The following is a 14850-nucleotide window of genomic DNA, read 5'->3' on the forward strand; positions in this document are numbered from 1 at the left end:
TTTCCACAGGAGTTGTCATGGGGGCAGTCGCAGGCAAGGAATTGCTGCAGCTTATCAAACAGAATCCCGGACGGAGTGCCAAGCAGCTTGCTGAAATGGCCGGCTATACTACAACCACCAAGACCGGTCAGCAGCGCGTCAAGATGCTCGCCTTTCAAAACGCGGTGCTCCAGGCCAACAACATCAACCTCAGACCCGTCGAAGAAGAACAGACCAACGGTGTGCGCGGCGGGCGCAAGGCGACTTATCGCATTCAGGTTCAACAGAACGGCAACCTGCTCATCGGTGCTGCCTATACCCGTCAAATGGGTCTGACACCCGGCACGACATTCGAGATTCAAATCGGCCGCAAGCACATCAAGCTGGTCCAGGTCGATACCGACGGGGCACCGCTCGAGTAGCTGGGGATCGCCTGCCTCCGCCAAACGCTCCAGCGGAGCGGGCGGGTGCGGGCGGCGGCGGCTAGGTACGAAGTTCTGCAATAATATTAATGATAGCGATGCTGTGTTTACAGTCGATGAAGGAAAGCCATGGCCCTGCTTGAGATCAAGTCCACCCGCGAGATCGCCAAGATGCGCGAAGCTGGCCGGATTGTGGCAACGGTTCTCAAAGAAATCATGGCCCTAGCCGAACCGGGCCTGACCACCGGCGATCTCGACGCCCACGCCGAGCGCCGCTGCGCCGATTTTGGCGTCATCCCCGCCTTCAAGGGTTATCACGGTTTTCCCGCCTGCATCTGCACGTCGATCAACCACGAGGTCGTCCACGGCATTCCGAGCGCCAAGCGTCGGCTCAAACCCGGCGATGTCCTCAAAGTCGACTTTGGGGCCATCTACGACGGCTGGCACGGCGATTCGTGCGTGACCATCGGTCTTGAGCCGCTTGCCGAGGAGGCCCGCACACTGATCCGGGTGGCCGAGGAGGCCCTGCTCAAGGGCATCCGCGAGGTGCGCCAGGGCGTGCATCTGCAGCAAGTCTCCGGGGCCATCCAGGACTACGTCGAAGGCTACGGCTTCTCGGTGGTACGCCAGTACGTCGGCCACGGCGTCGGGCGCAACCTGCACGAGGAGCCCCAGGTGCCCAACTTTCGCACCCGGGAGATTCCCGATCCCAAGCTCAAGTCGGGTATGACCCTGGCCATCGAACCGATGGTCAACCTCGGCCACCACGCCACCCGCACGCTGGCCGATCGCTGGACGGTGGTCACCCTCGACAATTCGCTCTCAGCCCAGTTCGAACACACAGTTCTGGTCACCCGAGACGGCTACGAGATTCTTACCGACCGTTCGAAGGTCTGACCTTTATTCAGGAGTTGTCCTTGGCAAAGCAAGACGTCATTGAGATGGAAGGAACCGTTGTCGAGTCGCTCCCCAACGCCATGTTTCGGGTCGAACTCGACAACAGTTTCAACATCCTCGCCCACATCTCCGGCAAGATCCGCCGCAACTACATCAAGATCCTGCCCGGCGACCGCGTCAAAGTCGAATTGACCCCCTACGATCTCACCAAGGGGCGCATCACCTACCGCCTGCGCAAGTAGGCGGCCCCCGGCCCGCTCAGCCGGTGTTGCGCATACCGGCGGCGATGCCGTTGATGGTCAATAGCGCCCCCCGCAACAGCTCGTTGCGCGAATAGGATCGAGGCTGGCGGTTTTCGTAGCGCAGGTATTTGAGCAAGGTAGCCTGCAAATAACCCAGCGGTGCAATCGTGGCGTTGCGAAGCGCAATGGAACGCTGCAGGGGGGGATTGTCTTCGAGCAATTGCCGGTGCTCGGTGATGGCGAGCACGCACTCGCGGGTGCGCTCCAGTTCAGCAGCAATCAGCGCGAAGATGCACTCGCCGGTGTGCTCGTGTTCTTTTGGCAGCAGCTCCTGAACGTAATTGGCGGCAACTTGCAGGTCGACTTTGGCCAGGGTCATCTCGACTTTCGAAATCAGCGTGCGAAAAAACGGCCACTGCCGGTACATCGAGCGCAACTCGGCCAGGTTGCGCTCGCGGTTGCAGCGGATGAAGCCGTCCAGGGCGGTGCCCAGACCGTACCAGGCCTGCAGCAAAAAGCGGCTCTGGGTCCAGGAGAACACCCACGGAATCGCCCGCAGACTGGCAAGATCCCGGCGGCCTTCGCGCCGGGACGGCCGGGAGCTGATTTGCAGTTGGGAAATTTCGTCGATGGGGGTGACGTGGCAGAAAAAGTCGATGAAACCTTCTTGCTCGTAGACCAGTTGCCGGTAAGTGCGCCGGGCCACATCCGACAATTCCTGCAGCCGCAGTTCCCAGTTGCGGCTGCCGGGCGGGCTGGTGGGCAGCACGCTCGCCTGGATGACCGCCGCGGTCACCGTCTCGATATTGAAGGCGGCCAGTTCGAAGAGAGAATATTTTGAGGCGAGCACTTCGCCCTGCTCGGTGATCTTGATGCGGCCGCTCACGGTGCCGTCGGGCTGGGCGAGGATAGCCTGGTAGGAAGGGCCGCCCCCGCGGCCGACGGTACCGCCGCGGCCGTGGAAGATGCGCAGCTGCACACCGTGGCGGCGGGCCACCTGCTGGATGTGCTGCTGGGCCAGAAAAATTTCCCAGCTGCTCGAGAGGAAGCCCGAATCTTTGTTCGAGTCCGAGTAGCCCAGCATCACCTCCTGCAGATTCTGGTGGCAGGTAAGGTAACAGCGGTAGAGCGGCAGCGAGAACAGCTGCTCGAGGACGTGCGGAGCGTTGCGCAGGTCTTCGACCGTCTCAAAAAGCGGCACCACCATCAGCGTGCCGGTGCCGGTGGCCGGATCGAACAATCCTGCCTCTTCGGCGAGGAGGAGCACCTCCAGGAGATCGCTTGCCTGCTTGCTCATCGAGATGATGTAGGTGTGGCAAATTTCGGAGCCGAATTCTTTTTGCAGCCTGCGGATCATCCGAAAAGTCTGGATGGTCTCCTCGGTGCGGGCCGAGAAGGGCAATTCCGCCGGGATGAGCGGTCTGAGGGTCTGCAGTTCGCGCACCAGCCACTCCAGGCGCGCCTGCTCGTCGAGTTCGGCGTAGGGGGTGGCCGTCAGGCGCAGCTTGGCGCTCACCTCCGTGAGGGTGTCCTCGTGGCGGGTGCTGTCCTGGCGCACATCGAGACCGGCCAGATGAAAGCCGAACACCTCCACTTGATCGATGAGCGTCTCCAGGGGCCGGCAACCGATTCCGGTGGTGCGCAGGCACTGCCTGAGCAGGTGCAGTTCCGCCAGCAGTTCGTGGGCGTGGCGGTAATAGTGCAGCCACCCCGGCTCGTCGGGCTGGCTGAGGCGCTGGGGACCGTGCACCTCCAGCCAGGCGTTGCGCTCGCGGGTGTGCTCCAGCCGTTCGAGGATGTAGGACAGCTTCAGCCTGTAAGGTTCCTGCAGATAGACCACCGAATAGCGTTCGTAGACCTCGCCCAGGTCGCGCTGGTCCTGCTCCAGGGCCAGCAGCAGATCTTGAGGCGGGTTGCCCTCGGCGAGACTGAGCAAATCGCGCAGGCGCTCGACGCTCTTGATGTACTTGGCGAGCACCCGGCTGCGCTGGTGGCAGGCGGTCTTCCAGGTGACAAGAGCGTTCACCGAGGGATTGCCGTCGCGGTCGGAGCCCACCCAGGAGCCGAAGCGGCAGAAGGTACCCAGCGAACGGGTGAGCGAGGGATGGAACATGTCGAGGCAGCGGACCAGTTCGCTGCGCACCCGTGGCATCGCCTCGAAGAGCACTTCCTCGAAGTAATGGACCGTGTGGGCCACCTCGTCGAGCACGGTCGGGCGCACCTGGTGCAACTCGTCGGTGCGCCACCAGATGCGGATTTCCTCCAGCATGGTCGTGTGCACTTGCTGCTGCTGCCATTCGCTGAGGGCGTTGTCGAGATCATCCAGCAGGTGCACGATCCGGCGGTGCTTGGTGCGGATCGTGCGGCGGACGATCTCGGTGGGATGGGCGGTAAACACCAGGCGTACATCGAGTTGTTGCAGAACGCGCTCGATCTCGGGGGTGGAGACGCCGAGGCTTTTCATCTCGTCAAACAGCCAGCAAAAGGAGCCCGGCTGGGCGGTATCGGCGCTGAAACTGGCCTGCAACCGCAGCCGCTTGCGCTCGTGGTGCTGCTCGACGATATTGATGAGCTGGAAATAGATCGAAAAGGCCCGGATGGCGAGCACCGATTTCTCGAGCGAAAGTTCGCGGATGAGCGCCAGGCCCTCGCCGGTGCGATCTTGGTGGGAGGCCCACAGCCGATCGAGCAGTTCCACCAGATCGCCCCCGCCTTCTTGGGCAGCCACCTGCCGCAAAAGTTGCTCTACCAGTTCGATGTTGTCGCGCAGCGACTGGTGGGAGAGTGCCGAGGGAGAACCGGCGGCAGCAAGGTCGATCGGAGTGTCCCAGTTCACGTCTTGGCCTCTTGCGAATGTACCGCCATTCTATGAACCAGCGCAGCCTGGGGCGATTGGCTATAGAAAGTCTTCTGATGATACAAAAAAACCGGGTCCAGGCCCGGTTTTTTTGTATCGATGACAAACAGCTTAGAACTCGAAGGTGGCCCGGACGTTGCCCACCGTCAGACCATTCTGGTTGACGTTGTTGGGGTTGATCACAAAGAGCACCTCCGGGGTGAGCGACAGCCGGTCGGAGACCCGGAAGCGGTAGGCGACCGCGACGTTGCCCTCGGTGCCGGTGCGGTTGAAGGGCAGGCCGCTCACCACGCCGGTGATCGGGTTGACGCTGCCTTCGAACACGTTCTGCGCACCGCGCGGATCGTCGGACGGGTTGCTGCCCTCAGTCGGGAAGGCAATCACGCCGTTGTTGGAGATCTGGATGGGCTGCAGGTAGGCCACCTGCAGCGCGTTGCCGCGGCCGAACAGATCGGGGAAGGCGAGACCAGCCATCCAGGTGTTGGAATCGAGCGAACCGCCCACGTTCACGCCGTTCGCACCGCCGTTGGCGTAGCCGTAGAAGTTGGAGTTGGCGAAGGTGTAGCGGCCGAAGATGGCGACTTGGGGCAGAATGTCCCAATCGACGTGGGCGTTGAAGATGTTGTGGCCGACGTTGCTGACGTTGCCTGCGTCGTAGCGCAGACGACCGTCGCCGCCGCCCGAACCGGAGGCGTCACCGAAGATAAAGCCGGTGCTGCCGCCCGCGGAGGAGACGTTGACGTAGCTGTAGCCGATACCGATGTCGATCGACGGGGTGGGCTGGAAACCAATCTCAGCCGCAATCTGGGTGCTGCCGCCGAACAGACCTGAACCGCCGAAGGGCACGTTGCCCGGCTCGTCGGCAATACCACCGGCCGAACCGCCGTCGCGCGCCGCGTAGAAGATGCGCAGGGCAAACTGCCGCGAGAAGCGCAGGTCGATATGGGCGCCGGGGTGGGAGCTTTCTTGAATCTGAATCAGCAGCGGGTCTTTGCGGAAGTTGCGGAAGGAGAACTGCTGGCCTTCGTTCTGGGTGAACTTGTTGCGGCCGAGCAGGTCAATATTTTCGATGCGCGGGCCGAAGCGGATGCGCAGGTTGTTGGTGCCGCCAAACAGCGACAGCGGGAAGTCGTAGTAGACTTTGTCGAAGTCGACCGCGGAGCGGCCGTCGAGGGGACCGCCGGTCGATTCGGCGTAGTCGACGCGGGCGACGCGGCCCTGCCTGGAGGTGAAGGGCGTCGATTCGCCGGCGCGGCCGTTGAGGCGGACGCGCAACTGGTCGCCCCTGGTAATCAGCGAATTGGCCCGGATATTGAGGCGGGTGCGGGTGATGAAGTTGGCGTTGGCCTGACCACCGAACCCTTGGGAGTTGCCGGCGCCATCCACGTAGTTGTAGTTGACGTCGCCGCCCTGGATGTTGGCGGCCATGATCACTTCGGCGTCGAGTTTGGCGGTCGTCGAGAAGAGCTTCGACTCGATTTCTTTGGTTTTCGCTTCGAGGGCGTCCACGCGACCGCGCAGCGCCGCCAGTTCGTTGCGGAACTCTTCCTGCAGCCGCTGCAGCGTGGCCAGGTCTTCTTTAGTGGCCAGGTTGGCGGTGGAAGCGGTGATCAGTTCGTTGACTTTTTCGAGACAGGCATTCAGACCGGCGGCAAATTCGTAGCGGGTCAGCGGCCGGTTGCCCCGGTAGGTCTTGTCGGGATAGCCCTCCAGACAACCGTAGCGCTCGACGACGCTCTTGAGCGCCTGGAACGCCCAGGAATTTGGATCGACGTCGGTCAACTCCGAGACCGAGTTGACCTGGGCGGTCGAACGGCCCCGTTGCCCGAACAGTGATGGGCTACTCAGATCGTTGACGCTCGTCGTCGGCATCTCGGCCGAAGCCGGTTGCGCGACCACAGCAAGAAGGCCCAGCACACCGGCCAGCCCCAAGCTTACGTAAGCATGTCGCATTGTTAACACTCCTCAACCATTCAGCGCACACGTGGTCCAGAATCATAATCGCATACGATTTCGCGCCGGGCACAGTTTTTTAATGGCGCCGTTGCACGATAAATTCGGCAAGGGCGGTCAGCGGTCGCGCCGATGCCCCAAAATCCGCCAGTTCCGCCACCGCCTGCTCCCGCAACTGCTCGGCGCGGTCGCGCGCGCCGTCGTAGCCCAGCAGGCTCGGGTAGGTCGCCTTGCGGTCGCGCAAGTCCTTACCGGCGGTCTTGCCCAGTTCAGCCTGGGTGGCGGTGATGTCGAGCAGATCGTCGCGGATTTGGAAGGCCAGTCCGATGCAGCGGCTGTAGCGGGTCAACCGCTCGACGACCCCGCCGTCGGCCCCGGCCAGGATGGCGCCGGAGATCACCGAGACCTCGAGCAAGGCACCGGTCTTGTGGGTGTGGATGTATTCGAGGGTTTCGAGGGTGATTGTCCGGCCTTCCGATTCGAGATCGACCACCTGGCCTCCCACCAGACCGGCGCCGCTCGCCGCTTTGCCCAGACGGCCGAGCACCTCGACGACGCGCTCGGGCTGCGCCCCCACGGTTTTCTCGGCGATCAGTTGAAAGGCGTAGGCGAGCAGGGCGTCGCCCGCCAGGATGGCCATGTCCTCGCCGTAGACTTTGTGGTTGGTGAGCTTGCCCCGGCGGTAGTCGTCGTCGTCCATGGCGGGCAGGTCGTCGTGGATGAGCGACATGGTGTGCACCATCTCCAAGGCGCAGGCGGTGGGCATCGCCAAATCCGCACTGCCGCCGGACATCCGGCAGCTGGTCAGGCACAAAATCGGCCGCAGGCGCTTGCCTCCCGCCAGCAGCGAATAGCGCATCGCTTCGTAGAGCTTGTCCGGGTACTGCTGGGGCAAATAGCGGTCGAGGGCGGCTTCCACCTGCGAGCGGCACTGGCGCAGGTAAGCGTCGAGGTCGAACTGTGACATGGCTTGCGGTTTGCTGCACAGAAATTGTACCGGACCCTAGCTCTCCAGGCGCTCCAGCACCGCCGCGTGGCTGGCGGGGCCGTTGTTGAAGGCGTTGAGCACCGTCGAGAGCTGCTCGAACTGCCGTCCAAGGTAGGGATTGGTGTAGCTCACCAGGATCGTGCGCTCCCCCGCAAGGCTTTGCAAGAAGTGCTCTGCGGCCGGGTGCACCCCGGCCGTTCCCCGGTAGGCGCGCACCGGTGTGAGCACCTGCACCAGCGTGCGCCGATGGGCAGCGGCGCGCTCGCCCAAAAACGCCAGGTACTCCTCACCCGAGGCTGCCTCCAGCCAGTGGGTCTCGTAGTGCGGCCCCAGTTCGCGGCGCTCGAGGATGGGCGAATCGGCTGCGACCGCGCCGTCCAGGCAGCGGTCGACCACCAGGATGTTGAGGGTCGGCTTCAGACAGGGAACCGGCAACAGCCCGGCCCGGTCGCGCTCGACGGTCACGGCCGCCTTGGCGATCATCCGCTCCAGGGCCTGGCCGGAGCGCTGCTCGATGGCGAGGGGCGAAGCGGATGGGGGCGCCAGGCGCGCCTTGGCGGCGAGCACCCGCTCCACCGAGGCGTAGAGCCGCTCTTCGCTGAGCAATCCCCGCCGCACCGCCGAGACGATTAGATCAACCGTGTCGGGCACGCTCTCGGGCATCATGATCACGTCCGCACCGGCTTGCAGGGCCCGCACCGCCGGGGCGGGCCAACCGGCGATCGCCCCCATGTTGAGGGCGTCGGTGACGATGATGCCCGTGTAGCCCCACCCTTCGCGGACGATCTCGGTGAGGATCCGCCGCGAGAGGGTGGCGGGCCATTCGGGATCGAGGGCGGGCACACGCAGGTGGGCGCTCATCAAGCTGTCGGCCCCCGCCGCCAGGACCGCCCGAAAGGGCAGCCAGTCCTCCGCTTCGAGCCTGTCGCGTCCGCGCCCGAGCACCGGCAGCGCCAGGTGCGAATCGACCTCGACGTCGCCGTGGCCGGGAAAATGTTTGATAGCGGAGAGCACCCCGCCGTCGCGCAATCCGGCGGCAAAGGCCACCCCCAGGCGGGCCACCTCCCGTGGGTCTTCGCCGAAGGAGCGTAAACCAATGACCGGATTGCGGGGATTGCTCATCACATCAAGACAGGGGGCGAGCACCCAGTTGATGCCCACCGAGCGCGCCTCCCGGGCGGTGATCGCCCCGCAGTGGTAGGCGTAGTCGGCTTCTGCCGCGGCCCCCAGGGCACGGGCCACCGGCAGCACCGTGGCGCCGCGGATGTGCTGGCCGCACCCGGCCTCCAGATCGGCGGCGACTAGAAGCGGCAGGGCCGCCTGCTGCTGCAGCGCCTGAATTTTGAGGAACGTGTCACCCAGGCTGCCGCCGTAGACGAGCACACCGCCGACGCCGTGGGTGACTATCGCCGCTTCGAGGCGGGCTGCGTCCAGCTCCCACTGCGGATAGAGCCGCTGGTGATCCAGCAAAAACCCGGAGATGCGCGGCACCAACAACTGGCCGATCGCTTCTTTTAAGTTCAGTTGTGCGGCGCCCGGTAAATTGGCCATTCCGACCTGCGACCCATCGACGGCCCATCGATTGTGTCCCAAGGGGAGCGTTGCCACAATAGGGGCGGAAGGCACGCGAGGGGAGAAGGCGCCGTGTGGCCCTGGCTGGCTGTGGGTATTGCCTCGGGAGCACTGCTGGGCGCTCTGGGCACCTGGCTCGCTCTGCGCGGGTCGATCGCCATCTATCGCGCTTTGCTGGAAGCCGCCCCCGTCGCCTACGTTCTGCTCGATAGCCAAAACCGGCTCATCGCCGCCAGCTCCCTGGCCGGTCGCTACCTGGAATTGCCGGCCATCGGTTTACCCGTGGTCGAACTGGACGCCACCTTGATGGACCTGGTGCTGCAGGCGCGCCGGGGCATGACGGTACAGCAGCGCAACGTCGGCCTCAAGACCGTCCGCGGCGACTGGATGGTGGGTGCGCTGGCGGTACCGCTGCCGGGTCTGCGGGTGGGACTCTACCTTGACGATCAAAGTGCGGTGGCCCAACTCCTTCAGCAGCGCGACCGCTGGGTGGGAGACGCCGCCCACGAACTGAAGACCCCGCTCACCTCCATCCGGCTGGTGGCCGAGATGGTCCTGCCGCGGGTGGGGCCGGATCAGCAGCGCTGGCTCGAGCGGCTACTGGGCGAGGTGCAGCGCCTCAATCTGTTGGTGCAGGATCTGCTCGAATTTAGCCGCTGGCAGGCGGGCCGCACCCAGTTGAATTTCAAAGAAGGGGTGGATCTGGTGCAACTTGTCGAGCAGACCTGGGCCACCCTGGAGCCGCTCGCCGAGCGCCGCCAGGTGCGCATAGAGATCGACAGCCCCGCGAGCGTGAACGTCTGTGCCGATGAAGAGCGCCTCTACCGGGCCTTGCTCAACCTGCTCGACAACGCCGTGCGCTACAGCCCTAAGGGCGAAGCGTTCTGGGTGCGCATGCGCTCACAGCCCGATTGGGTAACCATCGAGATTATCGACGGCGGCCCCGGTTTTCCGCGTCAGGATCTCGATCGGGTCTTCGAGCGCTTTTACCGCGCCGATCCGGCCCGCGCCCGCCAGACCGGCGGTACCGGCCTGGGGCTCGCCATCGTCCGTCAGATTGTCGAAGCGCACCAGGGCATAGTCAAAGCCGACAACCACCCCGAGACCGGCGGCGCCTGGCTGAGCGTGCGGCTGCCGGTGCGGCCGGTGCCCACCGCCACCGTCCGCTGAAACTATCTGCCTTGGGGCGTAGACGATGTTCGACTGATTTGAAGAGCGGCCGGGCGGGGCGGCCAACCTAAAGTGAAGCGGAAGCCATATCTACTTGAAAGGACGCCCATGGACGGTTCGTACAGCGCCGAGAGCAATGTCCAAGACCAAATGCAGCAGTGCATCGATCTGTGCCTGAAGGCCCACGATCTCTGCCTGGCTTCGGCGATGCGCCGAATCGAACTTGGGGGCGAGGCGGCCGGTCTGGCGCCGGTGCGCCTGCTACTCGACTGCGCAGAACTCTGTCAAACCCACGCCAATCTGATGAGCCGCCGCTCCGAGTACCACGCCCGCCTGAGCCCGATTTGTGCCGCCGTCTGCGAGCAGGTGGCGGCCCACAGCGAGATGGCGGGCGACGACCCGCAGTTCCAAGCCTGCGCCGAGGCCTGCCGCCGGGCGGGGGAGTCCTGCCAGAAAATGACCTACGCCGATTCGTCCCTGGGCGCCACCGTCTAAATCTATTTTCTGAGGTTGTCTTCATGTCTCAGTCCCAGCAACTCCAGCCGCCCCAGCAACAGGAGCGCCAGCCCGGCCTCGAATCGGAGATGACTCCGAAACCCCAGGCCGACGATCCCAAATACCGCGGCAGCGGTAAACTCCAGGACAAAGTGGCGCTGATTACCGGCGGCGATTCCGGCATCGGCCGGGCGGTCGCCATCTTTTACGCCAAAGAAGGCGCGGATGTGGCCGTTCTTTATCTCGACGAGCACGACGATGCCAAGGAGACCTGCCGTCTGGTACGAGAAATCGGTCAGCGTTGTCTCACCATTGCCGGGGATATCGGCGACGAGTCGTTCTGTCGGCAGGCTGTCGCACAGGTGGTTGATGAATTCGGACGCCTCGATATCCTCGTCAACAACGCCGCCGAGCAGCACCCGCAAAAGAGCATCGAGGACATCAGCGCCGAGCAACTGGAGCGCACCTTTCGCACCAACATTTTTTCTTTTTTCTATATGACCAAAGCGGCGCTACCGCACCTCAAACCCGGCAGCGCCATCATCAACAGCACCTCGGTGACGGCCTACAAAGGTTCGCCGCAACTGCTCGACTACTCTTCCACCAAAGGGGCGATTGTCGCTTTTACCCGGTCTCTCTCCCAGGCACTGCTCGAAAAGGGCATTCGCGTCAACGGCGTCGCCCCCGGCCCGATCTGGACACCATTGATCCCCGCCTCGATGTCCCCGGAGCGCACCGCTTCCCACGGCAGTTCTGCGCCGATGGGCCGGGTGGGTCAGCCGGAGGAAGTGGCGCCGAGCTACGTGTTTCTCGCCAGCGACGACTCGTCATACATCACGGGCCAGATCCTGCATCCCAACGGCGGCGAGGTGGTCAACGGCTGAGGCCGTACTCAATCCCTTCGATGACCGCCCGGCAACTGGCCTCGATAATGTTGGCCGACACCCCGATGGTCGTCCAGCGGCCCAGACCGTCGCTCGATTCGACCAGAACCCGGGTGCGGGCGGAGGTGCCGTGGGCGCTATCCAGGATGCGCACTTTGTAGTCGACCAGGTGCATGCCCGCCACCTGGGGATAGCAGCCGACCAACGCCTTGCGCAGGGCGGCATCGAGGGCTGAGACCGGCCCGTTGCCGTCGGCGGCGGTGTGCTGGAGCACTTCGCCGACGCGCACACGCACGGTGGCCTCCGAGCGCACTGTACCGTCCGGGAAGGTCTGGCAGGCGGTGTAGAGTCCTTCGAGGGAGAATAGGGATTTGCGGATCTCCAGGCACTCACGCACCAGCAACTCGAAACTGGCTTCGGCCGCCTCGAACTGGTAACCCTCGGACTCCAGCAGCTTGATTTGCTGCAGGATACGGCCCACCGCCGGGTCGTGGCGCTCGAAACTGAAGCCCATCTCGGTGAGCTTAGTGAGCACGTTGCTGAGGCCCGCCTGGTCGGAGATGACAATGCGGCGGCGGTTGCCGACGCTCTCCGGCACGATGTGCTCGTAGGTCTGGGGGTTGCGCTGCACGGCGCTCACGTGGATGCCCCCTTTGTGGGCAAAGGCGCTCGCCCCGACGTAGGCGGCGTGATCGTTGGGAGCGAGATTTGCCACTTCGCTCACGAAATGGGAGACTTCCGTCAACCGGGCCAACTGCTCCGGGGCGATGAGCGCGTAGTTCATCTTGAGTTGCAAATTCGGGATGAGCGCGCAGAGATTGGCGTTGCCGCAGCGCTCGCCGTAACCGTTGACGGTACCGTGCACCATGCGCGCCCCCGCTTCGACGGCGGCCAGGGCATTGGCCACGGCAGTTTCTGAATCGTTGTGGGTGTGGATGCCGAGTTGCACTTCGAGATTGTGCTCCCGGCAGTAATCCCGGACTGCTTCGACGCTCGTGCGGATCTGCTGGGGAAGCATGCCGCCGTTGGTGTCGCACAGCACCACCCACTGCGCTCCGGCATGGGCTGCGGCGCGCAGGGCGGCCAGGGCATATTCGGGATTTTTGTAGTAGCCGTCGAACCAGTGTTCGCAGTCGAAAATTACCCGCCGATCCTGGGTGCGAAAGAAGGCGACGGTATCTTCGATCATCGCCAAATTTTCTTCGAGGCTGGTGCGCAAACCTTCGTGCACGTGCAGCTCCCAGCACTTGCCGAAGGTGGTGACCCATTCGGTCCCCGCAGCGAGAATTTTGCGCAATCCGGCATCTTCCGACGCGCGCACCTGCGGTCGCCGGGTCGAACAAAAAGGAACCACCGCGCTGTGCTTAAAACGGGTACTGTGCAGGCGCTCGAAAAACTGATCGTCCTTGGGATTGGCCCCCGGCCAACCGCCTTCGATAAAAGGCACCCCCAGTTCGTCGAGTTTGTGGGCGATGCGCAATTTGTCCTCGACTGAGAGGCTCATCCCCTCGCGCTGGGCGCCATCGCGCAATGTTGTGTCGTAAAGATAGATGCGTTCCACTGTCTCGGTCCGGCGATGCGGGACTTCAGTATAGGTTCTCCCCAGTATCCTACGTTACGATTATTCCTTTTCAAGGCAGATTCAACCCCGCTGGGAATCGCTGCCGGCTTGCTGTCATGCCGACTTTGAATAGGGTGAGATACAGTTATTTCTGTCGGTGGATGCTCTGCGCTCTATGCCCTTCACATCCGGAGCCCTGGTTCAAGATCGCTACTTGCTCGAACGCCAGTTGGGCTCGACGGGAGCCCGGCAAACCTGGCTGGTGCAAAACTCGGCTACCGGCCAAGCGCTGACGCTCAAAGCCCTGTACTTCGGCACCGGGATGGACTGGCGGAACCTGGCGCTGTTTGAGCGCGAAGCCCAGACCCTCAAAAGTCTCGATCACCCGCGCATCCCGCGCTACCACGAATTCTTTCAGTGGCAGCAACCGGAAGGGGACTACTTTTGTCTGGTTCAAGATTACATTCCCGGCGTGTCTCTCGCCGAGCAGGTACACAGCGGCAAGCGTTGGAGCGAGGCGCAAATCGAGCAGGCGGCCCTCGAAATTCTGGAGATCCTGGATTATCTGCACAGCCTGGCCCCGCCCGTGGTCCACCGCGACATCAAACCGAGCAACGTGATCTGCGGCGAGGACGGGCGTCTGTATCTGGTGGATTTCGGTTCGGTCCAGGCGGAGCAGGTGAGCGGACGAACAGTAACCGTGGTGGGCACCTACGGCTACATGGCACCCGAACAATTCGGCGGAAGAGCAGTCCCGGGTTCCGATCTTTACAGTCTGGGAGCAACGCTTGTTCATTTGGCCACAGGGATGAACCCTGCCGATCTTGTCGATGGCGGTTTCCACATCCGGATCCCCGAGCAGCTGCCCTTGAGCCCCGGCCTGCGGCACTGGGTGGAAAAACTTGTCGATTCCGATCCGGAGCGGCGCTTCAAAAACGCCCGCGAAGCGATCTCGGGTCTGCGGTGCAAAGATTCGCTCGCGCATCCCTCCGAGACCACCTACCAGGGCCGGATCGCCCTTCGCCCCGGCCGGGAGAGGTTCTGCGTCGAAGTGGCTGCCCGCGAACCCGCCTTCGAGGACATCCTCACCGGTTTTGCCTGCTTTATTTTGTTTGTGATCGCCACTGCTTCGACCCACACCCTCAAAGTGCTCGAACCCGGCGACGGCCTGACCGTGTGGATATTCATGGTGCTGTTGACCGTCGGATTTTGGGGGGTACTGGTGTTCACAGCGAGCAACACACTGCTTCGGCTGTTGTGCTGCACGTGTCTTGAAGTGGATCGTGAGCTATTTACCCTCAGCCATTGGATTCTGGGAAAACGCATCTTTAACAAATCCGGGAGGGTCATGGCTTTGCTGGGCAAGCAGCGTTTGAGCTTCGATCTGACAACGGCTGAGCACCACTTGATCCTGGCGCACGTCCAGCGCTGGCTGAACCGATAACGATCGGCAACAACTGAGGGGGTTTGTGGATTTTTGCTGGGCACGCGGGTCTGTGGGTGCGAGAGGCGGAACCCCCTTCGGGTTCCCCTCTCGCGCTCTCCAACCTCCCCGCGTCGAGGGGCTGCCAGCCCCCCGACACCCCCCGGACTCAGGGGCACGGCCGGGTACGAGATTTTGCGGGTGGGCTGGGTTGACTTTTCCAGGGCCTGCACGATGCGTGTCGACTGCGGCACAAAGGCTTGCCTGTCGCTGGGCTGCAGGTATATTTGGATGCGAGGCAATTGAAAACCAAGCAACAGCCGACGGCAGAGGAATTTCTTTGCCTTAATTTTTGCGAATCCAAATGCTGTAGAATTCAACCTGCAACAGCAGTCCGCATGCGGATG

At 63.2% G+C, this 14850-nt stretch carries 12 protein-coding genes; 7 read left to right on the plus strand and 5 right to left on the minus strand.

Going from position 1 to position 14850, the window contains the following annotated elements; translation table 11 throughout:
- The first annotated feature begins 17 nt into the window (after positions 1 to 17).
- The 3 genes from GLL_RS02150 (at position 18) to infA (ending at position 1540) form a co-directional block, all read left to right on the plus strand.
- The gene (locus GLL_RS02150) at positions 18 to 401 is read left to right on the plus strand and encodes an AbrB family transcriptional regulator (protein ID WP_011140414.1); all 384 of its coding nucleotides are present in this window, start codon (positions 18 to 20) and stop codon (positions 399 to 401) included.
- A gap of 129 nt (positions 402 to 530) precedes the next feature.
- The gene (gene map / locus GLL_RS02155; protein ID WP_011140415.1) at positions 531 to 1298 is read left to right on the plus strand and encodes a type I methionyl aminopeptidase; all 768 of its coding nucleotides are present in this window, start codon (positions 531 to 533) and stop codon (positions 1296 to 1298) included.
- A gap of 20 nt (positions 1299 to 1318) precedes the next feature.
- Entirely contained in the window at positions 1319 to 1540 is a 222-nt protein-coding gene (infA, locus tag GLL_RS02160; RefSeq protein ID WP_011140416.1) for a translation initiation factor IF-1, read from the plus strand.
- Positions 1541 to 1556: 16 nt separating this feature from the next.
- Here infA and ppc read toward each other — a convergent pair whose 3' ends face one another.
- The 4 genes from ppc to GLL_RS02180 form a co-directional block, all read right to left on the minus strand.
- On the minus strand, positions 1557 to 4376 hold the full coding sequence (ppc, locus tag GLL_RS02165) for a phosphoenolpyruvate carboxylase (RefSeq protein WP_011140417.1): 2820 nt from the start codon (positions 4374 to 4376) through the stop codon (positions 1557 to 1559).
- Between the two features lie 132 nt (positions 4377 to 4508).
- A complete protein-coding gene (locus GLL_RS02170; RefSeq protein WP_164928517.1) occupies positions 4509 to 6350 on the minus strand; it encodes an iron uptake porin in 1842 nt (613 codons plus the stop codon).
- A 79-nt stretch (positions 6351 to 6429) separates the two neighbouring features.
- A complete protein-coding gene (gene crtE / locus GLL_RS02175; protein WP_011140419.1) occupies positions 6430 to 7317 on the minus strand; it encodes a geranylgeranyl diphosphate synthase CrtE in 888 nt (295 codons plus the stop codon).
- 36 nt (positions 7318 to 7353) lie between these two features.
- Positions 7354 to 8889, minus strand: coding sequence for a glycoside hydrolase family 3 protein (locus GLL_RS02180; RefSeq protein WP_011140420.1), 1536 nt, complete (start codon positions 8887 to 8889; stop codon positions 7354 to 7356).
- A 93-nt stretch (positions 8890 to 8982) separates the two neighbouring features.
- On the opposite strand from GLL_RS02180, the gene GLL_RS02185 reads away from it, so the two are divergent.
- From GLL_RS02185 to GLL_RS02195, 3 genes are all read left to right on the plus strand, one after another.
- Complete coding sequence (locus GLL_RS02185) at positions 8983 to 10080, plus strand: sensor histidine kinase (RefSeq protein WP_164928518.1); 1098 nt, start codon at positions 8983 to 8985, stop codon at positions 10078 to 10080.
- Between the two features lie 108 nt (positions 10081 to 10188).
- Positions 10189 to 10575 carry a four-helix bundle copper-binding protein gene (locus GLL_RS02190; protein ID WP_011140422.1) on the plus strand — a complete coding sequence of 129 codons (387 nt, stop codon included), beginning with the start codon at positions 10189 to 10191 and terminating at the stop codon, positions 10573 to 10575.
- 23 nt (positions 10576 to 10598) lie between these two features.
- Entirely contained in the window at positions 10599 to 11459 is an 861-nt protein-coding gene (locus GLL_RS02195) for an SDR family oxidoreductase (protein ID WP_011140423.1), read from the plus strand.
- Here GLL_RS02195 and cimA read toward each other — a convergent pair.
- Positions 11449 to 13020 carry a citramalate synthase gene (gene cimA, locus GLL_RS02200; RefSeq protein WP_011140424.1) on the minus strand — a complete coding sequence of 524 codons (1572 nt, stop codon included), beginning with the start codon at positions 13018 to 13020 and terminating at the stop codon, positions 11449 to 11451. The two genes, GLL_RS02195 and cimA, sit on opposite strands and share 11 nt — an antisense overlap.
- A 175-nt stretch (positions 13021 to 13195) precedes the next feature.
- Between cimA and GLL_RS02205 the strand changes: the two genes are divergently transcribed.
- Entirely contained in the window at positions 13196 to 14464 is a 1269-nt protein-coding gene (locus tag GLL_RS02205) for a serine/threonine protein kinase (protein WP_011140425.1), read from the plus strand.
- Positions 14465 to 14850 lie beyond the last annotated feature (386 nt).

This window comes from Gloeobacter violaceus PCC 7421, from assembly GCF_000011385.1.
Taxonomy (GTDB): domain Bacteria; phylum Cyanobacteriota; class Cyanobacteriia; order Gloeobacterales; family Gloeobacteraceae; genus Gloeobacter; species Gloeobacter violaceus.